A 24,547-nucleotide genomic window follows, 5' to 3' on the forward strand; every position below is an offset into this window, starting at 1 on the left:
CCTATTGCTTTCAGTATAATCTTTGATTTAGGCCCTATTTTAATTTAAGGTAAAGCTATAGCCTTCATTATCAGGGAGTCCATTTGTATTATTTCTTTAGTTCTAAGGATAATTGCCATTTTATATTTTCAGTAATTACCCCAATTAATATCACTCCGCCAACTAGTATTTTTATTAATAAGTTAAAGGAGGATTATGGAAACGGTAAATGGAAATAAAGAAAATCAAGAGCTTACAGAAGTCAATGCCCTTCTGGACAGGTTTGTTTATAGTTGTTCTCATGACCTAAAAGGCCCATTAACGTCTATTAAAGGGCTTATTCACTTAGCTGAAAAATCTTCTTTGGACAACGCCACCGGTGAATGCCTGAAACTAATTCATGAGAGTGCCATAAGAATGGATCATTTTCTTAAAGCCATGGAAGATTATATGTTAAATGCTCGCTCTGAAATTATTCCCGATAAGATTAATTTTTCTCATATCATAGAGCAGATACTCATCACCCATAAAGAAACCATAGATAAGTACAACATTAAAGTCAACCATCGGATAAATGATAACGAAGTATTTTATTCTGATAGAGTAAGGGTAAAAATCATCCTTCAACATATATTAGAAAATGCCTTTTGTTATCAGGATAGGCGAAAAACCGAAAAGTTTATTGATATAGAAATTAAGGTGGAAAATGGAATAGCACTAATTGAAATTTGTGATAATGGTGAAGGTATTCCCAAAGACAGCATTAATGATATTTATAAAATGTTTTATAGGTCTTCAGAGTCATCACGAGGCTCAGGCCTAGGCCTTTTTCTGGTAAAAGAAGCTTTAAATAAAATTAATGGAAAAGTAAATGCCATTTCATCTAAGGGAGTAGGCACTAATTTTATATTAACACTACCTGATATGGTGAAAAACAACTAGTAAAAAGCATCTATAAAATGCTTAATTTGACCCGTAGATGCATTTATGGCTATAATATCAAACCTAATATCTTTTTGCCACGAATGTACATAAGTATAATTATCTGCCGCTTCAAGTACTTTTTTAACCTTCACCTCATTTACCGCTTCTTCTGGGTATCCAAAGTTTACATAGCTCTTAGTTTTAACTTCAACAAAAATCAAGAGATCAGATTTTTTAGCAATAATATCAACCTCAGACCTACGGTACCTATAATTACGTTCGAGTATTAAATATCCATTAGTTTGAAGGTAATCAGCCGCCAGCTTTTCACCTTCCGCTCCGGTTTTAGCACTACTCTTCATAAATATTAACTAACTTTGCTTATTAAATATAGGCATTGTGAATACCATTTTGAATAAAAAAGTTGAAGTAATCGACTTAGGGGAAATAGATTATAAAGAAGCGTGGGATTATCAAACCGAGCTTTTTGATAAAATTGTAAACACCAAAATTCAAAACAGAAAAGTTGAAGAAGACCAGCAAGTAGTTACCAAAAATCACTTGATTTTATGTGAGCACCCACATGTTTATACCTTGGGTAAAAGTGGTGATGAAAGCCATTTGTTGTTGAATGAAGCTGAACTGGAAAAGAAACATGCCACTTATTATAAAATAAATAGGGGAGGCGATATTACCTACCATGGGCCTGGGCAAATAGTAGGATACCCCATTTTAGATTTAGATAATTTTTTTACCGATATCCATAAATATCTTAGGTTTATAGAAGAGGCTGTAATTCAAACCTTAGCAGCATATGGCCTTTCTGCCGGCAGAGTAGATGGATTAACTGGTGTATGGCTAGGCCATGAAGATATGATTAACCCTAGAAAAATATGCGCCATAGGAGTTAAAAGCAGCCGGTGGGTTACTATGCACGGCTTTGCATTTAACATAAACACCGATTTAAATTATTTTAATAATATTGTGCCCTGCGGTATTGATGATAAAGCAGTTACCTCTCTTCAACAAGAACTGGGGCAGGCTGTAGATATATCAGCAGTAAAAAAAGTGCTAATTAATAAACTAGCAGAGCTCTTTGAAATGGAGTTAATTGGATTATGAAAGAGGACATAAAGAAACCTAAAGTAAAAAACGTAACTGTAGCTATAGCAAAAAAGGTAAATGAGCTGAACCAAGAAGAATGGAGCGTTCATCTTATAAACAATAATAACTACGATATTGAAAATACCTTAGTAGCTTCTGAAGGCTATGGTAAAAAAGATGGGAGAGAGCAGAAAACATCTACCCTTCGCCATTTTCTAGAAACAGTAGCCGCCAAAAGCACCTCGCTAATAGAACCAATAAGCCCTGAAGTATTTCATTTAAATAATCAGTACTGGGTTAGCTTTTATGTAGGCACAGAAGTATACGATAAAAAATTTATTTTCTTACCAGATTCAATAAAAGACGAAAACCTTATATATATTAAGGAGTTAGGAACTAAAGGCATTCTACACTCTTAATGACAGAGCTAAAAAATATTTTATTTATAGATATTGAAACTGTTAATGGCTGCGAATATTATGATGATTTAGATGAGCGCCTTAAACAGCAATGGGGAAGAAAAGCATCTTTTTTAAAAGCTGGTAAAGATGTAACGGATGAGGAAGTATATGTCAATAGAGCGGGTATTTACGCAGAATTTGGAAAAATAATAACTATAGGAATGGGCTTTTTCAGTGAAGAGGATGAAAAGCCTATTTTTAGAACAAAGGTACTTTCAAACGATAATGAATTTGAAGTACTACAAGCTTTTAAGGAAACTGTAGAAAAATTTAGGTCAGATAAACTTTGCTTATGCGCCCACAACGGCAGAGAGTTTGATTTTCCTTATATAAGTAGACGAATGTTGATCAATAGCATTTTACTGCCTGAGGTCCTCAATCTATCAGGCAAAAAGCCATGGGAAATCAAACATATTGATACCATGGATTTATGGAAATTTGGAGATTGGAAGCATTTTACCTCTTTAGATTTATTAGCCGCACTTTTTAATATAGAATCAAGTAAGCAAGACATTAATGGAAGTGAGGTTAATAGTGTATATTATGAAACAGGAGATTTGGAAAGAATCTCAGAGTATTGCTTACGGGATGTAGTGGTTACTGCCAAGCTATATTTAAAATTAAAGAGCATCCCATTAACTGATTTTATAGTGAAGCGAGTAAATCACTAACTAAAAAAAGAAGCACTTGTTAACATACTAGTGTGGACAAGAAGAGGATTTAATTATCATGAGTAGAAGAACGAATAAAAAAAAGAAAAAGAATAAAGGTAAGGGTATACAAGATAGGCTAAAGGCTAAAATAGCAGGCTTATTAAACAAGAATTTTACCCAAGCATACACAACACAGCAGATTACAAAAAAATTAGGATATAAAAGAAAGGATTACAACCGAGAAATCCCTTTCATAATTCACCAATTAGAAAAAGAAGGCCGCATAAGCCAGCTAAGTAACGGCAGTTATAAAAGTAATCATGTTGCGGAAAGCTTAACTGGTAAAATCGATCATGTAAACCCGAGATTTGCCTATTTATTAACTCCTGAAGGAGAAGATGATATTTATATCAAGGGTCGCGATTTGAATTTCGCCATGGATGGCGATACTGTAGCAGTAGCCTTGTATCCTAATAATTATGGCTCAAAAAGGCCGGAAGGTAAAGTGGTAGAAATACTCAAAAGAGCCAGAGAGCAATTCGTTGGTAAAATTGAATTTTCGCCACGCTTTGCCTTTGTAATACCTGATAGTAGAAAAATACATCAAGACATCTTTGTGCCCTTAGATAAAACCAACAAAGCAAAGCACAACGATAAAGTTATTGTAAAAATAAAGCAGTGGCCCGGACAAGATAGAAACCCAGAAGGGGAAGTGGCCATGGTTTTAGGTAAAGCAGGTGAAAATAATGCAGAAATTCACTCCATTATGGCAGAGTTTGATTTGCCTTTTGAATTTCCTAAAGCAGTAGAAAAAGATGCAGAATCTATACCCGCTAAAATAAGCCGTCAGGAAATTGAGAAAAGAAAAGATTTCAGAGACATTCTCACATTTACAATAGACCCTGAAGATGCCAAAGATTTTGATGATGCATTGTCATTTCAAAAACTAGACAATGGTAATTATGAAATAGGTATTCACATTGCAGATGTAACGCATTACGTACAACCCGATACCATCTTAGAAAAAGAAGCTTACGAAAGGGCTACTTCTGTATACTTGGTGGACAGGACAATACCTATGCTACCCGAAAGGCTCTCCAATGGTTTATGTTCGCTAAGACCACACGAAGATAAACTGACCTTCTCGGCTGTTTTTGAGTTAGACGAGCAAGGTAATATGAAAAAAGAATGGTTTGGTAGAACCGTAATCCATTCTGACAGAAGATTTACATACGAAGAAGCACAGGAGGGCATTGAAACAGGTGCTGGAGACCTAGCCGGTGAGTTACAAATTATCAACCACATGGCTAAGAAAATTCGTGATGCCAGGTTTAAGCATGGAGCCGTTAATTTCGAAACTACCGAAGTTAAATTTAAGCTAGATGAAAAAGGAAAACCTTTAGGTATTATTCCTAAAATCAGGAAAGACGCTCATAAACTCATAGAAGAGTTTATGCTTTTGGCTAACAAACGCGTAGCTACCTATATTTTTGACATGAAAAAAGGTAAGGATAGAAATACCTTTGTTTATAGAACGCATGACTACCCTGATCCTGAAAAAATCAGTTCCTTCTCTCTTTTTGCAAAAAGATTTGGGCATAATTTAAAAACCGAAGAAGATGTAATTTCGAAGTCTTTAAACAGCCTTATGTCCGAAATAGAAGGTAAACCTGAAGAAAACGTGTTACAACAGCTTGCAATACGTGCCATGGCCAAAGCAAAATACACTACAGAAGCTATCGGGCATTTTGGTTTATCCTTTGATCATTATACCCACTTTACATCGCCTATCAGAAGGTATCCTGATATGATGGTGCACCGCTTACTTCAGCATTACCTTGACAAGGGTAAATCTGTAAGTAAGGATGATTATGAAGAGAAGTGTATACACTCTTCGGAAAGAGAAAAAAGAGCAGCCGATGCAGAACGAGCTTCCATTAAGTATAAGCAAGTAGAGTTTATGCAGAGTGTAGAAGACAAAGTTTTTGATGGTATAATCTCAGGAGTAACAGAGTGGGGTATTTTTGTAGAAATTACAGAAACAAAATGTGAGGGTATGGTAAGGCTGGTAGACCTTAAAGATGACTACTATGAATACGATGACAAAAATTATAGAATAATAGGTAACAGCAACAAAAAGATATATACACTTGGTGACGATGTTAAAGTGCAGGTAAAGGCTACAGATATTGACAAACGAACTATTGATTTAATATTTGTCGAAGAGTAATTCTGTATTTAGCTTAGCCAAGATTTAAATAACCTTATGAAAAATACCAAGCAGCTTTTAAAGCTTATTGACAAAGAAATTTCCAAGCTCTCTTATGGCGAAAGACCTAAAGAACTCTATGAGCCATTAAATTACATTATGAGTTTAGGAGGTAAAAGACTAAGACCTCTTTTGGCGTTGTTATCTTATCAATTATACAGTGATGATGTTAAAAGCGTCATTAAACAAGCACTTGCCGTTGAGGTATTTCATAATTTCACGTTAATGCATGATGATATTATGGATGAGGCTCCATTGAGAAGAGGGAAAACCACTGTACACACTAAATGGGACAACAACAGAGCTATTCTATCTGGAGATGTAATGCTTATTAAGGCTTATGATTTTTTAATTGGCAGTGACCCTTGTATTACTAATGAGCTTTTAAAAGCATTCAACAAATGTGCTACGGAAGTATGCGAAGGCCAACAACTAGATATGTTATTTGAAGAGAGAAGCGATGTTTCTGAAAACGAATATCTAGAAATGATAGAACTCAAAACGGCTGTATTATTAGGTTTGAGTTTAGAGCTTGGAGCTATACTAAGTAATAATAATGAGCAAAACCGAAAAAATCTACGCGAATTCGGAATTAACATTGGTATTGGCTTTCAGTTAAAAGATGACCTTTTGGATGTTTATGGAGATCAGAAGAAGTTTGGTAAGCAGGTTGGGGGAGACATCATTTCTAATAAAAAGACATTTCTCCTGATAAAAGCCATGGAACTGTGCACTGGTAATGATGCAGAGAGCTTAAACCAATGGCTCACTACGTCTGAATTTGACAATGAAGAGAAAGTAAACGCGGTAACAGCACTTTATGATAAAGTGAATATAAAATCGCTCACAGAAGCTAAAATGAATGAGTATTTTGAAAAAGGATTCAAAGCACTCAATAAATTAAATGCACCTCTTTACAAAAAGAAAGAACTAAGAGCTTTTGCAGAAAGCTTAATCAATAGAGAAAACTAAAAAAGGCGACTTAAGTCGCCTTTTTTATGGTTCTAGCCAAAAGTTTCTAAGCTTAATTTGATCTGGTGTGGCATTCGGGTCAAACTGAAGTAAAAACAATTGAGGTTGTTCTATCTCAAATATAGTGGTGTATAATTTTACTTTCTTTCTACCCCCATTTTTATCTTCCCGTAATACTGTGTAAGTAATTGTTTCTCCTACTTTAAGACTATGTTGCTTATCAACAATAAAATTACCCAAATCTGGTCCAAGTGGAGGGAGCTCATCACCGTTAATCGCGAATATAATATCTCCATTTTCAAATCCTATAGAATCTCCCATAGGGTTTAGATTCTCAGCATTTGTGATAGCCAAATATTGCTGATCTTCATAGTTAGCAATACTTAAATTGGCCTGTTGTATACCTAAGCTCAAGGTTTTTATAATTTCCTCAGGGCTAAATGCAATACCTACTTTTTTAAACTCTTCAGCATATGGCAAATGAGCTGTGCCTGCTACGTATGTGCTTAAAAATTCACCTATTTCAGGGTAAGTAAGCTCAGTAATGGCTGTAAATAATTCATCGTCTTTAAAAGCTTTATTCTTACCGTATTTGGTAGACAAATCCTTCATTAAATCTTGAACTCCATATTTCCCACCAGACAAATCGCGCAGTTCTATGTCCAGGCACATTCCTATTAGCGCACCTTTTTGGTAAACATTATAATACTGATCTTCATATTTATCTAACACGTTTTTACTGATAGTAGTAAAGGCAACAGAATCAATAAACTGAGAAGCAGTAATCATTTTTTCTCTTATTACTTTGAGGTATTCTTCCTTAGTAATCAGCCCATACTTAACCTGCATATTCCCAGCAAAATATTCTGTCATACCTTCATATAGCCATAAGTGTTCTGACATTTCTGGTGCATGAAAATTGAAATTTTCAATTTCCTCTGAATGTATGGTTAATGGCGTTACTATATGGAAAAATTCGTGCGCAGCAAAATCTCTCAACTGCTGAGCCATTTGCTCTATAGTCATTTCGGGCATAAAATAAAACGAACTATAAGAATGCTCTAAAGCACCGTAAGAATATACAGGCTGATCTGTAAAATAAAATATGAAGGCATATTTATCTACAGGTAGTTCACCGCCTAAATATTGCTGCTGTGCCATTAATACTTCTTGTATACTGGCCGCTATTTCTTTTGAATTAATTTTTTTAGTAGGAGAGTACGAAGCTATTAAAACGTCAGTATTCCCTACTTTTACGGTAGCTGTATCAGGCTTACTGTACATAATAGGAGAGTCAACTAACTTATCATAATCATTAACAGTAAATACATCAACAGCTCCACCGTTTTGAGCCTTATAATCTTTTAAAGAAGATATTTTAGCGTTTACACTCGTTGGCTTTAGTCCAGTAGCACCATAAAACCCTTCGGGCTTAATAACACTTAATGTAATAGGTGCTTTTTGAAGTCCTTCAAAAAAACCAAAATACCCGCTACTATTAATGATAAAATTAGTGTTAGCTTCTATATTAGTACCAGCAGGTTGAAAAATTTCAGGCCCCTCTAGTTGAGTGTCATAAGTATCTTCAACCCAATAAGAAATCTTCATCAGTTTTTTAGCCTTGTGAATAACCCAAGTGTTAGCATCAGATTTTTCTACTTGTAGTTCATTCCCTTTCTTATCAAATGCTTTAAAATCAGATATCATTCTTCCATAATCTTCAATAGCATAAGTGCCGGGAATCATCTTTGGAAAATAAAAGCTGATGGTATTCTCTTTAAGCTTTGGCGGAATTAATTCTACATGAACTTTATCATTTTTAACATTGGTAAGGTCCAATATATACTGGTAATCGTCAGCTGCATATAATTGAGTGCCTAATAGCACTATAAAAAAATGCAAAACCAAAAGTTTTTTCATAATATACTTTAATGTTCTTTTGGTGAAGAAACGCAATAATGTAAGTAATAGTTAGATTTTTTTGATAAAAGGAAGGTGGCTAATTTAGAAGCTTTAATAACAACCCTTAGCTGTGGATCTCGTTGATTTTTATATGTACAGGTATTAACTGTAACTATTTTATACTTAAATAGATTGATTATGAATTTTCATACCAGAAAATGGGTAAAACCAGAGGATTTGAATCCTAACCGAACACTTTTCGGAGGTAGTCTTTTGAAATGGATTGATGAAGAAGCTGCTATTTATGCTATTATTCAACTAGAAAATCAACGCTGTGTAACAAAATACATGTCTGAAATTAATTTTGTTAGTTCAGCTAAAGAAGGAGACATAATAGAGCTGGGTATGGAAGCCACTCATTTTGGAACTACATCCCTAACATTAACTTGTGTTGTAAGAAATAAACTTACCCACAAAACTATTTTAGCTGTGGATAAAATAGTTTTTGTTAGCCTTGATGAAAATGGTAAGCCTTTACCACATGGAAAAACTGAAATCACCTATGTTAAAGATCGTTTAGATAACAACAATTAAAACATACACTGCCTCACCCGGTTTACTTCTGGGTGAGGTCCTATCTTGCACAGGCCCAAGGAGTTGATCTATTTTTAGTTTGGGTAAACAATATGATTACAAGATCATTATAAATAAAATATATATATCTTATTGACATTATGTTGTTAGTAAGTAATATTACTATGCAGATATTCTCAGAGTAAGAAGTCTGTAATTTTTGACTGCATTTCAAATTTTGAAATTTAAAATAATGAGTAAGAAAAAGCTATTAGTACTAACTGGCGGAGGCGACTGCCCAGGATTAAATGCTGTAATAAGAGGAATTGTAAAAAGAGCAAAAAAAGAAAAAGGTTGGGAAGTAATAGGTAGTAAGGAAGCTTTTAATGGGGTGATGAAAGATCCCATGGAACTCATTAAACTTAACGATAAAACCACTGCTGGTATTCATGTAAAAGGTGGTACCATTTTAAAAACTACCAACAAGGGTAATCCTACTGACTTTCCTGTACAGTTAGAAGATGGTACGTGGACTACGGAAGACCGATCAGAGTTTTTAATAGAAAGAATTAAATCTTTAGGAATAGATGCGGTAATAAGTATAGGCGGTGATGGTAGCCAAAGAATTTCACAACACCTTTATGAAAAAGGATTAAATATCATTGGTGTTCCTAAAACTATAGATAATGATTTATCGGCCACTGATTTAACTTTTGGCTTTAGCACAGCGGTGCAAATTGCTACCGATAGTTTTGATAAACTTGTAACCACTGCTGAAAGTCATGATCGTGTGATGATAATGGAAGTGATGGGTAGGGATGCTGGTTGGATTGCGCTGCACACAGCCATTGCTGGCGGAGCTGAAATTTGTCTTATTCCAGAAATTCCTTACGATATAAAAAAGGTAGTAAAGCGAATCAATAAAAGATACGATAAAGGCAAGGGCTTTGTTAATATAGTAATTGCTGAGGGGGCAAAACCAAAAGAGGGTACTGTATTGGCACGAAATAGCGATGAACTGGGTTATGAAAACGTAAGACTTGGTGGCGTAGCTTATAAACTATCAGCCGAACTAAAAGCTGCAGGATGTAAAGCTGACATTCGCGAAGCTGTACTTGGTCATACGCAGCGAGGAGGTACACCTGTGGCATTTGACAGAACCTTAGCAACATTATTTGGTGTTAGGGCTTTTGAATTAGCGCTAGCTGAAGATTATGGAAAAATGGTTTCTTATATCAATAATGAAATAGCCACAGTAACGCTAAAAGAAGCTATTACCGATTACAATTTTGTGAAGCCAGATTCTTATTTAGTTAAAGCAGCCAAAGGTATTGGTATATCTTTTGGAGATTAATTCAGTAGTTGATGAGGGGGAAGATTTGCCTATTTGTTTTTGTTCTTTTGTCTGCCTTTAGCTCAGAAGCTCAAAATATTTTACAGATAGAAGATGTTGATCATAAATTGAATTTAAACAGCTATCTCAGTTATGTAGTTGATTCTTCTTCTTCACTTACCATAGATAAAGTAAGTGAAGCAAACTTCAAAACTTGGAAACCGGTAACTGAAAAAGGACTATGGAAAGGGGTTTCCAATTCTCCCATATGGCTTAAGCTAACCATCATGGGCTTAAGTTTTGATCCTCAAAAAGTGGTAATAGACTTTAAGGATCAATCTCTTCATAAGATAGAATTATATGAAGCACGTGAATCTGGCAGGCAAACCTATTCCAAAACAGGAGCAAGTGTAGCCCCACTGGAAAAAAATATACGAGGCAATCATAACAACTTCTTGGTAACTATTGATCCTGGCCAGTTTACTGAATTATATTTTAAAGTTAGCTCCCCCAATTATAAAAATATAGCCGTTACTTTAGAAGGCGATGCTAAAGCACTCTCAGACTCTACTACAGAAAGAACATTTTTAGGTCTCTTCTATGGTGCTCTTTTTATACTAATACTATATAACATTTTACTTCTTATTACTACCAAATTTCCAGTGTTTGGTATTTACGCTATTTACATATTCTTTGTAGCTCTGGTAACAGGTGCTACTGACGGTTTCGCCTCTCAATATTTCTTTTGGCTTACAGAATTTACTGCGGGCTATCAAGATGTGGTGACCATGACACTCACGCATGTTTTGGGGTTACTATTCATGAAAGAGTTTTTAAACTTGAAAACATGGTCAAAAAATGACAACAAAATAGTTAATATCATTATCGGAAGCATATTATTAGTTACCATTTTAAGCCTATTGATAGCTCCTATAACTGGCTTTATATTAAAAAATGCAATAAGTGTTATTGTATGCTCAGGAATGATTTATGTAGGCTATAAATCAACTAAAAAGAAGGTGCCACAGGCTAGCTATTTTTTCATTGCTTACACTTTTTTAGGAATTTTCACTATAGCTTTTATTTTCAATCAGCTAAGTATTATTAATTATAATGAGGTGTTTAATTACTCCATTCATTTTGGTTTTATTGTAAGTACTTTAATACTTTCTTATGGCCTAGGAGAAAGAATATATAAAATTTATCAAAGCTTAATAAAAGAAGAGATTAATAAACAGCATTTGATAGAACAGAAAAATAGAGAGCTAGAAGAAAAAGTTAAAGAAAGAACTGCAGATATTCTAAATAAGGAAATAAAACTAAGGGCTATTTTAGATAATGCCGATAGTTCTATTTCATTGATTAATGAAGATTACACACTGATAGATTTCAATACTATTTTTGAAAAAACATTTGAAGAGTTCTATCAAATTAAAGCTGAAAGAGGAGTGAGTGTGATAGATTATCTAACCAAAAGTGATAGAAGGGAAGCCGCTGCCACTTGGAAGCAAAGATATGATGAAGTTTTGGCTGGGAATAAAGGTTATTACAAAGAAGAGCGTATTATAAATGGAAATATTGCGCATTATGAAATATACGGATATCCAATATCAGAAAATAATGTAATCACTAGAGCATCATTTTTCTCCTATAATATTACCGAACGCATAAAATCTGAGAAAAAATTATTAGAACAAAACAAGCTGTTAATTAAAGTAAACAGAGAATTAGACAGTTTTGTCTATAGTGCAAGTCACGACCTAAAAGCTCCACTAACTTCAGTATTAGGGCTTATTAACTTGGTCAAATACGAAACTGAAATAGATTCTCGAGAAACTTACTATGAAATGATGGCCAATTCCATTCATAGACTTAATAGTACCATAAAAGATATTGTAGATTTTTCTAGAAATGCACGACTAGATATACAAGAAAAGGAGATCGATATCAATAAATTGATAAGAGATACATTTTATGAACTTAGTTATTTGGACGGAATTAAAGATGTAAAGGAAAATATAGAGGTAATTGTGGATCAACCCATTTACACTGATTTGGCTCGCCTACGTGTAATTGTGAGAAACATCATGAACAACGCCATATCTTATGGGTGTAGAGAATCAGATAACAAAGTGCTAAACATAAAAGCTGTATTAAGGCATCAAGTTTTATCAATTTCCATTCAAGATTTTGGACCAGGAATACCGGAAGAGTATCAGCATCGTGTTTTCGATATGTTTTATCGTGCTAATGAAAGCTCAGGTGGTACTGGATTAGGACTATACATTGTTAGAGAGATCGTAGAACGATTGAATGGCCAAATAATAATGAATAGTATAGAAGGAGTAGGATCTACATTTACTGTGGAGATTCCTGTTAAGTAACCAAGAATATAGTGCATCGTATACTTTATTTAAGACCAAAGAGAGAGAAACAATGGGAGATAATAAAAATATAGAAACAGCTACATTAGGAGCGGGGTGCTTTTGGTGCGTTGAAGCGGTTTTTCAACAGCTCAATGGGGTTATTGAGGTAATGCCCGGCTATACGGGAGGAAAAGTAAAAAATCCAACCTATAAAGAGGTGTGCAGCGGATTAACAGGTCATGCGGAAGTGGCACAAATAACATACGATTCTAGTGTTATCAGTTATATTGAAATTTTGGAAGTGTTTTGGAAAACTCACGACCCTACAACATTAAACAGGCAGGGAGCCGATGTTGGTACGCAATATAGGTCAGCGGTGTATTACCATAATGATGAGCAGAAAAAAACAGCAGAAGAAATGAAGGAAAAATTAGACGCTGCTAAAGCTTTTGAAAGTCCTATCGTTACTGAAATAACGGAGTTAGGCCTATTTTACCCTGCAGAAGATTATCACAAAAACTATTTTAATGATAACCCAGCCCAACCGTACTGTCAATTTGTAGTGAAACCAAAAGTAGATAAAGTAAAAGCTGTTTTTGCTGAAAAGCTTAAATAAAAAAAGGGCAGATAACTGCCCTTTACTTATTCTTCTAACTTAGACTCTATTTCTGACATTTTCTTGTCAGTAAATTTACCTGATGTAGCGTATACAATTTTTCCGTCCTTATCCAATACAAATAAGTAAGGAACATCTTTTTTCTCAAATGCTAGCGCTTCTTTATACGGTTTTAGCTTACCCTTGTAGAATAATATATAAGGTAACAATTTAGGGTCTATTTTTTTGCTGGCCTTATTTTTAGCTGTACCCGTGGCAGCAGCATTAATACCAGTAAACATAGGTATAAAATAAACATTCACATCATATCCAAATGAGCCAAAAAGGCCGGTATTTTCTCTTATGAATTTGTTATAAATAGGACTAAACCAAGTGTTAAGATCACCCTCAGACTTTTTGCTATAAGCCAGACCCAGTAAAGTAAATTTACCTTTTGTATCATTAGGCAAGTTAACTACTTTATCTTCTACCGTTTCGGCTTCTAATTCTGGAAATTGTTTACCTACCACTTGCGCATTAGCAAGACTGAATGTAGTCATCAATAAAACCGCTGAAATTAAAGACTTTATATACATGAGATAAGTTTTGTTTGAATTTAAATCTATTAAAATTGATAGGTAATTCTATTGAGTAATCTTTAAGTTACCTTATTTACAGTTTAAGTTTATAATCATCCTTGTTGAACAGCACCGTTTGTTCTAAAAATTCCTTATCTGTTGGTTTCTTAACCGTTTCTACAAAATAATAATCGGCACGCCCATGATCTTGGAATAAGGTTAATAATAAATATCCATGATCATGCAAGTTGGTATATTTAATGTGTGGATTAACTGATTTTTCCATCACAATTTTTTGATGATGCAATACCGTATCAAGCGGATGCCTTTCATCCGAATTACTTGAATTAATACTGGTTACACCAAGCTCAATAGCTACAGGCTTAGAAGAATATTCATCATTATAACGATTAAAAGGATCAATATTGGCTTCAAATGCCCATGCTGAATGAGTATCTCCAGTAACAAAAACTACATTTTTAATTTCATTCATTCCCAGACTATCGGCAAGCTTGTGCTGCTCCACCGGATAGCCATCCCAAGAGTCCATATTTATTTTAAAATCTGGCCAATCATAATTTAAATAAGAAAATATTACCTGGTTTCCAATTAACTTCCAAGTGGCTTTACTTTCTTTGAGCTCATTAGTAAACCATGCAAACTGCTTTTTGCCGAGCATAGTTCTTGTACTATCGGCAAAACCTGGAGCGTCTACAGTATCGACAGGGGCTGTTCTTCCGGCCATTCTTTCATCAAGCATAATTACCTCCACCAAATCACCAAAATGAAACGTTCTATATAGCGGTGTATTTGCCGCTGCCCTCACTGGCAGCCATTCGTAGTAAGCTTGTTTAGCTCCATTTCTTCTAATTGTATAATCGCCTTCTTCGGGCTGATGATTTTGCGCGCCACCTACATAAGCATCATTAGCCACTTCGTGATCATCCCAAACAGAAATGAAAGGATGCATTTGATGAGCTCTCATAAGATCCTGATCTAACCTATACTCTGCATATCTTTCTCTATAATCCTGCAGTTTTATTAATTCGTGATCCGGAATATGTATTCGACCCAGCGTAGTATCTCCATAACCTCCAGGTGCATACTCATAAATGTAATCGCCCAAATGAATTACAGCATCTATGTCTTGTCTGTCCGCAATTCTGCCATAGGTATTAAAATACCCCCATTCAAAATTGCTACAACTTACCACAGCAAATTTGAGACTGTCTATATTATCAACAGGTGTTGTTAAAGTACGCCCAGTGCTACTAACCCCATTTAATGCCTTAAATCTATAAAAATAGTGCGTAGCTGGCTTCAATTTTTCTACATCTACCTTCACCGTATAGTCCACCTCCGGAGTAGTAATGGTGTCACCTGAAGCTATAATTTCAGTAAATGAGCTATCTTGAGCCATTTCCCAAACCACTTTAATGTGATCAACCGAATCTTCGGGCGTTACACGTGTCCAAATAATTACAGCATCAGAAAGGGGGTCTCCTGAAGCCACACCATGATAAAATGGTTTCAGATCAGCTTTATAGAATTTAGACAAATCTGTATCCGCCATTTTAATGGCATTAGTTTCAGACTTTTTACCACACGAGAACAGCGTAGCAACTGTTAATATTGACGCAATATATTTTTTCATGAATTAAAGATATTATCCGCGGCTAATTTCTACATAAAATTTTGCTACACATAATATTTCCTAATTCAATTATTCATTCTAGTGAATAAGATAAATTTTATGACTAATTAGAACAGTAAAAAAGATAAGTTATAAATTAAATTAAGACTTATAAAATAATAAAAAAATTAATAGGGAAAATGGTCTAAAAATCTATTCTTAATTGAATTAAATATAATTTTTATCAACATAACTTTTCCACATATTTCATTCAATTTTATACTGAAAAAAATATCATAAGTAATATATAATATGAATATAAATCACGCCTAATTTTAAGATAAAATGAGTCTATAAACATTAGTTATCCACAGTTGTGGATAACTAATGTTTATAATAAAACTTTTTAGGCGGAACTATAAAAATCCCGAATCGGGCATACGGTGCGTTGCCTGCCTTCATATCAACAATGGCATCGCGTCTTCGATCACCAACTTTGGCTACATAACTTCTAAGGTTAACAGCATATCCCGCATCCAAAGAAAACCATAACCAATCATGGAGCTCATGCTCAAAAGAAAGGCCACTGAAAATATCAGACTTTCTTAAAGTAACTGTTTCATTATCATAGAAATCCTTTTCCTTATAGGCATATCGCCATCCTTTAACTTCCGTAGAGGCAGTGATATAAAAACGTTCGTTTACTTTATATCGGAATGACACTTTTTTAGGTAGATACAAATCCATAGTCCACTGTTTATTGAAGTGATGCTCATAACTAACAAGTGGATAAATCTGCGGAGTTTTCAATGTGTAAGCAATAGCCAAACCAGCTCCAATTTTACTGTTTTTATTTATTTTCACTTCATATCCAGCATGCGCATAATACTTTGTTGTATTTAATTGCCACTGAATTTGGTCACTTTTTAGTTCTGCTCCCGCAATAAATGAGAGCTTTTTATCTTCCGTGAGCTCTACTTGATACAAAGCACGTGCCCCCAGGCTAGTAAAATTCTTACTTTCAAGATGATCATATAGTTCATAAGCACTTGCATTGAGATCCCGATCCAGAACAAAATTGTGCTTGTCATACTTAAACTGTACCCCAAACATTTTCTTATCCTTCATTATTATCGGAACACCCAGCCTTATTTTCATTTGTTTATCGCGCTGTATTTTAGAGCTGGCTTCACCATAAGCACTAGAAGTGCTATTCATGGAATAATCGTACAAGTTGTTGAAAGTAATCTCAGCTATCCGCGGCCTATATGGCAGCGAAGCTGGTTCAAGTTCACTTGCTGATTCTGTCAGTTGTGCCCTAACACCTTGGCCAGAAACTAATAATAATAGAACAATGGTCAGTTTTTGCATAGAGTCGTATATGAGTTTTTAAGAAACTGGAAACCCTTTTAGAAAGTTCCAAAAACCTATCGGGCTGTAAACTTTATGGCCGTTTGAATACCCGCAACACCATAATTTTCACCTTCTATTCCTATTGGCTCTACACTTCTTTTATAAAACGCAGCAAAACTTACAGTAGAATTATCATTAACTTTTCTCTCCATGCCTACTTTCATATCTACAGTTCCTGCATAAAATTTTGGACTATCGGTATGCTTCTTAGCTTTTATATCAACAGAATAATCATCCTGATTTCCTGCACCATCATAATTAAACCCATAGGAATAATTGAAATTTTGGACAGTAGCCACATATGGAGATAGGCCAGCACTCACAAAAATATCTCTATTTCTATCTAAAGGATAATTATATTTGGCATGAATGGGCGTGACTATTGCATGCGTACGACTTTCAATCTTATTCAACTCTCCAATTTCATTATCAATGGCAGGATAATTCTGCGCTTCTGCCTTGAGATCATGGGCAGAATTTAATACATAATTACTGGTGATATAATTTACACCCGTTACCAGGCGAACAGCAGGGGTAAATATAATTTCGGCCTCAGCCCCAAGCCCTAAATAAGCTCTTCCACTCATATCTGCTCCACCAAGTTTACCTATTTCCAACTCAGGCCCCACTTTTACACCTATGCCATGCATATGATGCTTTTCTACATTTCTTAAAAACGCTACACTATATTTTTTGTCTTCTTTGTCCAAAGCATTTTTAGCGGGCATGTCTACAGGCGCAATCTCAAAACGGCTGTTTAAAGCAATTTTATAAGGTTCAAAGCCCTTACCTTGGATTTTACTAGGTGAATATAACTCATTTTTATTGTACTGATATAGATTTGAGAAATCAGAATTTGTTGAGGCATATTCATTAATCAGCTGCTGGTATGAAACAGGAAGTTGATTAATGAATTTCAAAATTGCTTCTTGATTAGACGAACCACCTTTTTCATAGTTTTCATAATTTGAAGCATACCTACCTATTTTTGTGAAACTGCTTTTTACATACACAGTATCAGGAGTGTTACGATGCCGTTGAATCTCCGACAATTGGTTTTTCAAAGCATCTAGCTCTTCATTGTCGGCACGTAGTTCGGCCAATTGCGTCATTAGCAAATCATTATTCTTAGCATCATAATATGCATAAAGCCCAAAGTTTAATAATGATATAAAAATTATGGCAGCAGCATATTTCAATGGCTTCAAATAAGGCTCGTACCACCTAACTATCTTTACATTATCCATACGTGATTGAAAATCAGCAAAAGCTGATTGATCAAAATCAGTATATTGATAGTCATTAACCTTATTTCTTATTTTATCGTCAAATTTATTATCATCCATGACTTCTTCGATTTTGAGTTTTTAAAATAGCGGCTTGTAATTTTGCTCTCGCTATCGACAAATTTGATTTTGAAGTACCTTCACTAATTCCTAGTTTCTTAGCTATTTCATGATGTTTATAACCTTCAATTACGTACAGGTTAAACACTATTCTATAAGAAGGAGCCAAATTCTGAATCAAATCAATAATTTCCTTTTCAGAAATGGTATCCAAAATATCCTCGGTACTATTTTCATATTTAGCATACAATATGTCTACACCATGATAATGTTTCTCGTTTCTACGATAATAATCGATGGAAGTATTAATCATTATTTTTCTGATCCATCCAGTAAAAGACAATGTATCGGTATACTTCTCCAAGTGAGTAAATACTTTAATAAAACCATCATTAACTATTTCATACGCTTCTTCTTTATCTCTCGAGTAGCGAAGGCATATGCTCATAGCATAAGAATAGTATTCTCTGTAAATCGAGTTCTGCGATTCCCGATCCCCCGCTCTACATTTTTTAATTAAAGTTTTAAAACTTTTATCTGTTATCATGATCCAAATACTACACGCATAGAACTACACAATGGTTGGTATTAAATAATGAAAACAGTGACCAACCATTTAAAAAAATTCTACGTGGTGAATATGATAACGATTTTTTAATTATGGAAACTTCTATTCTCAAACAGGTCGAAAAATTTGCAAGTGATTTACTCTCACGAATACCGGCCAATTATCACTTTCATAATTTAAGCCATACTCACATGGTGGTAGAAGCAGCCAATGAAATTTGTAATGAAATAAGAGCTGATGATGAAACCCGAGAAGTAGTATTAATTGCTGCGTGGTTTCATGACACCGGTTACATCAAAGAATACATTGGGCATGAAGAAGAGAGCAAAAATATTGCTATGGAATTTTTATTAAAAAAGCAATATTCCATACGTAAAATCAATAAAGTTTTAAACGCAATTAATGCCACCAGAATTAATTATACGGCTCAATGTACAGAAGAGAAAATTCTACGCGATGCTGACGCCTTTCATTTAGCTTGTAATCACTACTTTTCTATATTAAAAAGGCTTAGAATGGAGTGGGAGAGTACTTTTCAATCAAATTTTACAGATCAGGATTTTTACCGAAGGAACTACGAATTTTTAAGAAAACACAAGTTCTGTACAAAATATGGAAAGCGAAAATGGGAAATGAAAAAGCAAAAAAATATTAAAGCAAACCTCCAACATCTCAATTCAATTAGTTGATATTAATATAATATTTCTATGTTAATATTTACCAAATAAATTCAGAATTAGTCTTTATAAAATTGAAAAAATAAGGTATTAAAATTTTTATTAAGTTTTATTAAATTAATAAAACAATCTTAATTAAATATGCTTTCAATGAGTTTAAGAAAACTAAATTCATTTTAAATAAATCAAGAATTTTACAGAAAATAAATTAATATAAGTCTTATAAAATATACATCAATTAATTTTAATAACATAATATCAATAAATTCATTATTATGTTTTATAATATAATTTTATAGGTATCAAATTAAGTTAAAAAGCCGAAGTTTTATTCAACTATAGTCACTATTCATTGAGCAGCGGCCAAACTAAGACAACCAATTTTGGGGCATCCGATTTTGATCAACTCAATAGCACATGACTCAACTGTGGCACCAGTAGTAATGACATCATCAACTATAAGACAGGACTGATTAAGCTGCTGAACAGAAGTTGTAAATATAGATTCCACATTTTCCCAACGTTGACGTCTCGTTTTTCTCGTTTGAGTCTGGGTTTTGATACGTCTCTCCAATATTTCTTCAACCAGAGGAATACCGGTTATAGATGCTAAGCCTTCGGCAATTTTAGTACTCTGATTATAACCTCTTCGTCTTAATTTACTTCTATGCAAGGGAACGGGTATTAAAAGGTCATATTCACTCAGCCAATCTGCTTCATTTAACTCAATAGCAAACTTTTCGCCCAAATAGACACCTAGATCGGGGTAATTATCGTATTTAAGTTTGTGCAGCATTTTCTGTACGTGACTTTGCTTATTGAATTTATAGTAGGAAAGGGCATGCTGCATAGGAACTTTCCCATAGAATTTCTGTATTACAAAGTTAGATTGAGGAGAAGTGAAATCTATTTTAGGAAGCTCTACCTGACAGACTTCACAAATAAAGCGTTCGCCTTTAACCAATCCATTATTACAGATAAGACAGCAATTAGGAAAGAACAATGATACGAAATCACTTAGCATTTTGTGAGAATCAATATATTTGCCGATTAAAGTATTAGAAGATAATGAATAAAGTCGAAGAATTTAATAATTACCGCGCCAAAATGAATGATAAGATTCTTTCGGCCGACAATAAAGTGATAAAAAGGATATTTAACCTAGACACGAATGCTTACGCAGAAGGTGCCTTAGATGTTAAAACTAAGGAGCTCTTAGGGCTAGTTGCATCCATGGTATTGAGGTGCGATGATTGTATCAGCTATCATTTAGGTAAATGTCATGAAATAGGGCTAACTAAAGACGAAGTATTTGAATCTTTTGCAATAGCCAATTTAGTAGGAGGGACTATTGTAATACCACATTTGAGAAGAGCTGTTGAATATTGGGAAGAACTAGAAAACCATAAGGGATGATTAAAAAAGATCTGGAGCTAGAAAGAACCTGGCAACAGCTATTAAAGCAATTAGAACAAATCATAGGCAAAAAGCCAAAGGATTTAAATGCTGTATTGTTTTTAGTAGGTGTTCAGGAGCTCGGCAAGGGCAAAAAAATATTTAGTAAAGAGGAAAAACAAGATCTCATGCATATAGCCATTTGCAAAGTATTAAGTCTTTCTGGCTTCTATGAACTAGAAGGATTAGATGAGCAGGGCTGGCCACATTGGAAACTAGTAAAAAAATTACCTCACTTTGATCTCTTAGAACAAGAAAAGATGCTCAAAATGCATGTAATCGAATATTTTCAAGTTGAAATGGGCATTTCCATCCAAGCCGGATGATATGCCCATTTTGGTTTAAAAAATAGATGCACGTATATTTATCCGAATCAGCACAAAGACTGTGAACTAACAAGAGTAGAAAAGCGTATATATTGAACAAAATCAATGATAGGATAACCCACAAAAAAGGGATTCTATAAAATGAAAGGTAATAGCAATCAAATATCTGATAAGATAAAATCTTATAAAAGGAAGTACTATAAAAATATAGCACTTAGGGGAATGTTCATTTCTCTCGGGTTTGTGTTATCCATGTTTGTAGTATTTAATTTACTCGAATACTCTTTCAGATTCGGCTCTATCATAAGGGCATCTTTACTATTCCTATTCATTGCAGCCACACTTGTGGCTCTCTTTGTTTATGTACTATACCCATTATTTCAACTTAACTCTAAAAGTCGAGTAATTTCTGATGAGGATGCTGCAAAAAACATTGGGATTCACTTCCCTGAAGTGAGCGATAAATTATTGAATATCATTCAATTAAATAATTTGAGTGGAAGTTTAGTTGAAGCTAGTATACATCAAAAAGATGCAGCTATTAATCAGTATAATTTCTCTGAAGCCGTTGATACCTCAAAGAATAGTTCTCTATATAAGTATTTGATAGTACCAGTTTTAATTATCGCGGTTTTATACTTCATACAACCTTCACTATTAACAGCATCTTCAGAAAGAATACTGAAATACAACGAAGAATTTGCTCCAAAGGCACCGTTTACATTTGAAGTAATAAACCAAGACCTTACTGCTTTTAAAAATGAAGACTTCAACCTACAGCTAAAGCTAAAAGGAGAAGCTATGCCAGAAATGGTTTATATGGTGCAAAACAGCAGAAAAATAAAGCTGGAAAAAGGGCAGGGACACACATACTCTTACACCTTTAACAAAATACAAAGTAGCAAATCGCTTTATTTTGAAGCTGCAGGCTTTACATCGCAGAACTATGACATTGCAGTAGTGTCAAGACCCAATATTGGAAATTTCACTGTTCAGGTAGAGTTTCCTCGGTATTTATCTAGAAAAGGAGAAATTTTCAATAATACAGGCAATCTACAAATACCAGAAGGGTCCAAAGTTTTATGGAAGATAAACACTATAGCCTCAGATAGCCTAGCTATAGATTTTGACAGCAAACATGAACCTTACGCATTCAATAGAAAAGAAGAGGATCAATTCATATATCAAAAACAATTCTTTAATTCTCAAATTTACAGCCTCAATTTAAAGAATAAGTACAGCAGCAATAAGGAGAAAATTCTATATAAGGTAGACGTTATAAAAGACGCCTACCCAGAAATCAGTTCAGAAAACTTCCAAGATACGACCATGTTTAAATACATAGCACTTGGCGGTAACATCTCTGATGATTATGGACTAACCCAATTAAAGCTCTTTTATAAGAATACAGAACAGAAAAATTACAAATCCATTCAGATACCCATCCATTCGAATCAGAGTAGTCAGAGATTCTTCTATCAATGGAATTTAGATTCTATCGATATCCACAAGGGAGATGGACTCCAATATTATTTACAAGTTTGGGACAATGATGGAGTAAACGGATCAAAATCAACAAAAACAGGTGTTTTCTCTTTTAAAATACCTACAGCGCAAGAAGTACAAGAGAAGATAGACCAAGCTACAGCTAAAACAGAAAAAGAGATATCAGAAACACTGAAAGAGTCTAAAGAGCTACAAAAGAAGATAAAAGACGCTGAAAATAAACTTAGAGGAAAGAAAGAGCTTACATGGCAGGAAAAGAATCTGCTGAAGGACATACTTGAAAAGAAGGATGAGCTAAATAAAGCAATAGAAAAGCTCAAGGAAGAGAACAAAGCGAATCAACAAAAGCAGGATCGCTTTACTGAGCAAGATGAAAAGCTTCAAAAAAAGGCTGAAGAACTCCAGAAGCTAATGGACGAGTTACTAGATGAAGAAACTAAAAAGCTCTATGAAGAACTTCAAAAGCTATTAGAGGATCAGGAAAACATAGAAGACATACAGAAAAAGCTCGACCAAATAAATAACAAGGAAGATAACCTAGAGAAAGAGCTAGACAGAACCTTGGAGCTATTCAAGAAGATGAAGTTTGAGAACAAACTAGATCAAATGATTAATAAGCTTGATGAGCAAATTAAAAAACAGCAAGAACTCAGTGAGCAGACAGAGGACAAGAAAACTGACTTAGAAGAATTAAGCAAAGAACAAGAAGAGCTAAACAAAGAATTTGATGAGCTTAAGAAAGAGCAAGAGGAGTTAGAGGAGCTGAATCAAGACATGGAAAGCCCTAAATCTTTACCAAACACAGATGAAGAGCAAAAGGAAGTAAGCGAAGAACAACAGAAATCGAAAGAATCATTAGAGAAAAACAAAAGAAAGCAGGCCAAACAATCACAAAATAATGCTTCACAGAAAATGAAGCAAATGAAACAAAAGCTTGAACAGATGCAGCAAGGCATGGAGATGAGCATGATGCAAGAAAACCTAGACCATCTGCGTGACATTATCCATAACCTGATTACCCTTTCTTTTGATGAAGAAGCTCTAATGAATGAATTTAGCAACGTAAAACAAAGCGATCCTAGGTTTGTTGACCTTGGGCAAGAGCAGCTTAAATTAAGAGATGATGCCAAAATTGTAGAAGACAGTCTATTATCTTTAGCAAAAAGAGTATTCCAAATTAGTTCATTTGTTACAAGAGAGGTTGGAGATATGAACAGACATATCAATAACAGCTTAGATGCCATTAAAGAAAGGAAGAAACCTGTAGCTGTTTCCGAGCAGCAATTTACCATGACATCTATGAATAACTTAGCCTTATTGCTTGATGATGTACTTCAACAAATGCAAAACGCTATGAACGATGCTAAAGGCAACCAGAAAGGAGAGAAGAAAGGAAATACGCCATCTTTAAGTGATCTACAGAAGCAATTAAACAATAAAATATCCGAACTAAAACGTAGTGGTAAGACAGGCAGACAGCTTTCTGAAGAACTAGCAAAACTTGCAGCAGAGCAACAACGTATAAGGCAGCAAATGGAAGGGATGCAAGAAGGGTTACCTAAAGACGGAAATGGCAATAAACCAGGCCAAGGTATACCACAGAAAATGGAGGAAACTGAAAAAGATTTAGTTAACAAACAACTAACAGAAGAGACCATTAAAAGGCAAGAAGAGATCCTTACTAGAATGCTAGAAGCTGAAGATGCTATGAGAGAGCAGGAACAAGAGAAGAAAAGAGAAGCTGAAACAGCTAAAGATTACAACAATGAATTGCCTAAAGCATTTGAAGAATACTTTAAAATGAAGGAAAAAGAAATAGAATTATTAAAGACAGTTCCTCCGAAACTGTACCCATATTATAAAAAAGAAGTTAACGAATATTTTAAAAGACTAGGCACAGACCCTAACCTCTAA

At 34.4% G+C, this 24,547-nt stretch carries 22 protein-coding genes; 14 read left to right on the plus strand and 8 right to left on the minus strand.

The genetic code is table 11. From position 1 onward, the window contains the following. The first annotated feature begins 195 nt into the window (after window positions 1–195). The gene (locus ACXACQ_RS04450; protein WP_474974724.1) at window positions 196–921 is read left to right on the plus strand and encodes a sensor histidine kinase; all 726 of its coding nucleotides are present in this window, start codon (window positions 196–198) and stop codon (window positions 919–921) included. Here the strand turns inward: ACXACQ_RS04450 and ACXACQ_RS04455 are convergent. Beyond that, window positions 918–1,265 carry a YraN family protein gene (locus ACXACQ_RS04455; RefSeq protein ID WP_474974725.1) on the minus strand — a complete coding sequence of 116 codons (348 nt, stop codon included), beginning with the start codon at window positions 1,263–1,265 and terminating at the stop codon, window positions 918–920. The two genes, ACXACQ_RS04450 and ACXACQ_RS04455, sit on opposite strands and share 4 nt — an antisense overlap. A gap of 37 nt (window positions 1,266–1,302) precedes the next feature. Here ACXACQ_RS04455 and lipB point away from each other — a divergent pair, with 37 nt between their 5' ends. The 5 genes from lipB to ACXACQ_RS04480 are packed head-to-tail and all read left to right on the plus strand — an operon-like array spanning window position 1,303 to window position 6,362. Beyond that, complete coding sequence (lipB, locus tag ACXACQ_RS04460) at window positions 1,303–2,025, plus strand: lipoyl(octanoyl) transferase LipB (protein WP_474974726.1); 723 nt, start codon at window positions 1,303–1,305, stop codon at window positions 2,023–2,025. Beyond that, a complete protein-coding gene (locus ACXACQ_RS04465; RefSeq protein ID WP_474974727.1) occupies window positions 2,022–2,426 on the plus strand; it encodes a hypothetical protein in 405 nt (134 codons plus the stop codon). Before lipB ends, ACXACQ_RS04465 begins: the two co-directional genes overlap by 4 nt. Further along, a complete protein-coding gene (locus tag ACXACQ_RS04470; RefSeq protein ID WP_474974728.1) occupies window positions 2,426–3,139 on the plus strand; it encodes a 3'-5' exonuclease in 714 nt (237 codons plus the stop codon). The genes ACXACQ_RS04465 and ACXACQ_RS04470 overlap by 1 nt, the downstream gene beginning before the upstream one ends. A 58-nt stretch (window positions 3,140–3,197) precedes the next feature. Then, the gene (rnr, locus tag ACXACQ_RS04475; RefSeq protein ID WP_474974729.1) at window positions 3,198–5,351 is read left to right on the plus strand and encodes a ribonuclease R; all 2,154 of its coding nucleotides are present in this window, start codon (window positions 3,198–3,200) and stop codon (window positions 5,349–5,351) included. A 36-nt stretch (window positions 5,352–5,387) separates the two neighbouring features. Then, window positions 5,388–6,362, plus strand: a complete 975-nt coding sequence (locus ACXACQ_RS04480; protein ID WP_474974730.1) for a polyprenyl synthetase family protein — start codon at window positions 5,388–5,390, stop codon at window positions 6,360–6,362. A 24-nt stretch (window positions 6,363–6,386) separates the two neighbouring features. On the opposite strand, the gene ACXACQ_RS04485 is transcribed toward ACXACQ_RS04480, so the two are convergent. After that, window positions 6,387–8,282 (minus strand): M61 family metallopeptidase, encoded by a 1,896-nt coding sequence (locus ACXACQ_RS04485; protein ID WP_474974731.1) that lies wholly within the window; start codon window positions 8,280–8,282, stop codon window positions 6,387–6,389. 180 nt (window positions 8,283–8,462) lie between these two features. Here ACXACQ_RS04485 and ACXACQ_RS04490 point away from each other — a divergent pair, with 180 nt between their 5' ends. From ACXACQ_RS04490 to msrA, 4 genes are all read left to right on the plus strand, one after another. After that, entirely contained in the window at window positions 8,463–8,858 is a 396-nt protein-coding gene (locus tag ACXACQ_RS04490) for an acyl-CoA thioesterase (protein ID WP_474974732.1), read from the plus strand. Between the two features lie 232 nt (window positions 8,859–9,090). After that, a complete protein-coding gene (locus tag ACXACQ_RS04495) occupies window positions 9,091–10,191 on the plus strand; it encodes a 6-phosphofructokinase (RefSeq protein ID WP_474974733.1) in 1,101 nt (366 codons plus the stop codon). Window positions 10,192–10,202: 11 nt separating this feature from the next. Further along, window positions 10,203–12,554: a 7TM diverse intracellular signaling domain-containing protein gene (locus ACXACQ_RS04500; RefSeq protein WP_474974734.1), complete on the plus strand. Its 2,352-nt coding sequence runs from the start codon at window positions 10,203–10,205 to the stop codon at window positions 12,552–12,554. A 52-nt stretch (window positions 12,555–12,606) separates the two neighbouring features. Next, complete coding sequence (gene msrA, locus ACXACQ_RS04505) at window positions 12,607–13,152, plus strand: peptide-methionine (S)-S-oxide reductase MsrA (RefSeq protein ID WP_474974735.1); 546 nt, start codon at window positions 12,607–12,609, stop codon at window positions 13,150–13,152. A gap of 26 nt (window positions 13,153–13,178) precedes the next feature. Here msrA and ACXACQ_RS04510 read toward each other — a convergent pair whose 3' ends face one another. The 5 genes from ACXACQ_RS04510 to ACXACQ_RS04530 all read right to left on the minus strand — a co-directional run bounded on the left by ACXACQ_RS04510 (window position 13,179) and on the right by ACXACQ_RS04530 (window position 18,648). After that, the gene (locus tag ACXACQ_RS04510; protein WP_474974736.1) at window positions 13,179–13,727 is read right to left on the minus strand and encodes a TlpA family protein disulfide reductase; all 549 of its coding nucleotides are present in this window, start codon (window positions 13,725–13,727) and stop codon (window positions 13,179–13,181) included. A 76-nt stretch (window positions 13,728–13,803) separates the two neighbouring features. Beyond that, window positions 13,804–15,363, minus strand: a complete 1,560-nt coding sequence (locus ACXACQ_RS04515; protein ID WP_474974737.1) for an alkaline phosphatase D family protein — start codon at window positions 15,361–15,363, stop codon at window positions 13,804–13,806. A gap of 363 nt (window positions 15,364–15,726) precedes the next feature. After that, on the minus strand, window positions 15,727–16,713 hold the full coding sequence (locus tag ACXACQ_RS04520; RefSeq protein ID WP_474974738.1) for a DUF6268 family outer membrane beta-barrel protein: 987 nt from the start codon (window positions 16,711–16,713) through the stop codon (window positions 15,727–15,729). Between the two features lie 56 nt (window positions 16,714–16,769). Further along, window positions 16,770–18,101 carry a hypothetical protein gene (locus ACXACQ_RS04525; RefSeq protein ID WP_474974739.1) on the minus strand — a complete coding sequence of 444 codons (1,332 nt, stop codon included), beginning with the start codon at window positions 18,099–18,101 and terminating at the stop codon, window positions 16,770–16,772. Further along, window positions 18,094–18,648, minus strand: coding sequence for an RNA polymerase sigma factor (locus ACXACQ_RS04530; RefSeq protein ID WP_474974740.1), 555 nt, complete (start codon window positions 18,646–18,648; stop codon window positions 18,094–18,096). Before ACXACQ_RS04530 ends, ACXACQ_RS04525 begins: the two co-directional genes overlap by 8 nt. 113 nt (window positions 18,649–18,761) lie before the next feature. On the opposite strand from ACXACQ_RS04530, the gene ACXACQ_RS04535 reads away from it, so the two are divergent. Beyond that, window positions 18,762–19,358, plus strand: a complete 597-nt coding sequence (locus ACXACQ_RS04535; protein ID WP_474974741.1) for an HD domain-containing protein — start codon at window positions 18,762–18,764, stop codon at window positions 19,356–19,358. 337 nt (window positions 19,359–19,695) lie between these two features. On the opposite strand, the gene ACXACQ_RS04540 is transcribed toward ACXACQ_RS04535, so the two are convergent. Continuing rightward, window positions 19,696–20,370 (minus strand): ComF family protein, encoded by a 675-nt coding sequence (locus ACXACQ_RS04540; protein WP_474974742.1) that lies wholly within the window; start codon window positions 20,368–20,370, stop codon window positions 19,696–19,698. 44 nt (window positions 20,371–20,414) lie between these two features. On the opposite strand from ACXACQ_RS04540, the gene ACXACQ_RS04545 reads away from it, so the two are divergent. The 3 genes from ACXACQ_RS04545 (at window position 20,415) to ACXACQ_RS04555 (ending at window position 24,547) form a co-directional block, all read left to right on the plus strand. After that, entirely contained in the window at window positions 20,415–20,762 is a 348-nt protein-coding gene (locus ACXACQ_RS04545) for a carboxymuconolactone decarboxylase family protein (RefSeq protein ID WP_474974743.1), read from the plus strand. Further along, on the plus strand, window positions 20,759–21,127 hold the full coding sequence (locus ACXACQ_RS04550) for a hypothetical protein (protein ID WP_474974744.1): 369 nt from the start codon (window positions 20,759–20,761) through the stop codon (window positions 21,125–21,127). Before ACXACQ_RS04545 ends, ACXACQ_RS04550 begins: the two co-directional genes overlap by 4 nt. A gap of 141 nt (window positions 21,128–21,268) precedes the next feature. After that, window positions 21,269–24,547, plus strand: coding sequence for a DUF4175 family protein (locus tag ACXACQ_RS04555; RefSeq protein WP_474974745.1), 3,279 nt, complete (start codon window positions 21,269–21,271; stop codon window positions 24,545–24,547).

It is taken from the genome of Fulvivirga sp. AWR4_260 (assembly GCF_056158185.1).

Excerpts from the sequence above, each read along its gene's own strand:
- ACXACQ_RS04550 (WP_474974744.1), top strand. The coding sequence starts at position 20,759 with ATGATTAAAAAAGATCTGGAGCTAGAAAGAACCTGGCAACAGCTATTA.
- rnr (WP_474974729.1), top strand. The coding sequence starts at position 3,198 with ATGAGTAGAAGAACGAATAAAAAAAAGAAAAAGAATAAAGGTAAGGGT.
- ACXACQ_RS04500 (WP_474974734.1), top strand. The coding sequence starts at position 10,203 with ATGAGGGGGAAGATTTGCCTATTTGTTTTTGTTCTTTTGTCTGCCTTT.
- ACXACQ_RS04555 (WP_474974745.1), top strand. The coding sequence starts at position 21,269 with ATGAAAGGTAATAGCAATCAAATATCTGATAAGATAAAATCTTATAAA.
- ACXACQ_RS04535 (WP_474974741.1), top strand. The coding sequence starts at position 18,762 with ATGGAAACTTCTATTCTCAAACAGGTCGAAAAATTTGCAAGTGATTTA.
- ACXACQ_RS04530 (WP_474974740.1), bottom strand. The coding sequence starts at position 18,648 with ATGATAACAGATAAAAGTTTTAAAACTTTAATTAAAAAATGTAGAGCG.
- ACXACQ_RS04520 (WP_474974738.1), bottom strand. The coding sequence starts at position 16,713 with ATGCAAAAACTGACCATTGTTCTATTATTATTAGTTTCTGGCCAAGGT.
- ACXACQ_RS04490 (WP_474974732.1), top strand. The coding sequence starts at position 8,463 with ATGAATTTTCATACCAGAAAATGGGTAAAACCAGAGGATTTGAATCCT.
- ACXACQ_RS04485 (WP_474974731.1), bottom strand. The coding sequence starts at position 8,282 with ATGAAAAAACTTTTGGTTTTGCATTTTTTTATAGTGCTATTAGGCACT.
- ACXACQ_RS04470 (WP_474974728.1), top strand. The coding sequence starts at position 2,426 with ATGACAGAGCTAAAAAATATTTTATTTATAGATATTGAAACTGTTAAT.
- ACXACQ_RS04525 (WP_474974739.1), bottom strand. The coding sequence starts at position 18,101 with ATGGATGATAATAAATTTGACGATAAAATAAGAAATAAGGTTAATGAC.
- ACXACQ_RS04465 (WP_474974727.1), top strand. The coding sequence starts at position 2,022 with ATGAAAGAGGACATAAAGAAACCTAAAGTAAAAAACGTAACTGTAGCT.
- ACXACQ_RS04515 (WP_474974737.1), bottom strand. The coding sequence starts at position 15,363 with ATGAAAAAATATATTGCGTCAATATTAACAGTTGCTACGCTGTTCTCG.
- ACXACQ_RS04540 (WP_474974742.1), bottom strand. The coding sequence starts at position 20,370 with ATGCTAAGTGATTTCGTATCATTGTTCTTTCCTAATTGCTGTCTTATC.
- ACXACQ_RS04480 (WP_474974730.1), top strand. The coding sequence starts at position 5,388 with ATGAAAAATACCAAGCAGCTTTTAAAGCTTATTGACAAAGAAATTTCC.
- ACXACQ_RS04455 (WP_474974725.1), bottom strand. The coding sequence starts at position 1,265 with ATGAAGAGTAGTGCTAAAACCGGAGCGGAAGGTGAAAAGCTGGCGGCT.
- ACXACQ_RS04545 (WP_474974743.1), top strand. The coding sequence starts at position 20,415 with ATGAATAAAGTCGAAGAATTTAATAATTACCGCGCCAAAATGAATGAT.
- ACXACQ_RS04495 (WP_474974733.1), top strand. The coding sequence starts at position 9,091 with ATGAGTAAGAAAAAGCTATTAGTACTAACTGGCGGAGGCGACTGCCCA.
- ACXACQ_RS04510 (WP_474974736.1), bottom strand. The coding sequence starts at position 13,727 with ATGTATATAAAGTCTTTAATTTCAGCGGTTTTATTGATGACTACATTC.
- ACXACQ_RS04450 (WP_474974724.1), top strand. The coding sequence starts at position 196 with ATGGAAACGGTAAATGGAAATAAAGAAAATCAAGAGCTTACAGAAGTC.
- msrA (WP_474974735.1), top strand. The coding sequence starts at position 12,607 with ATGGGAGATAATAAAAATATAGAAACAGCTACATTAGGAGCGGGGTGC.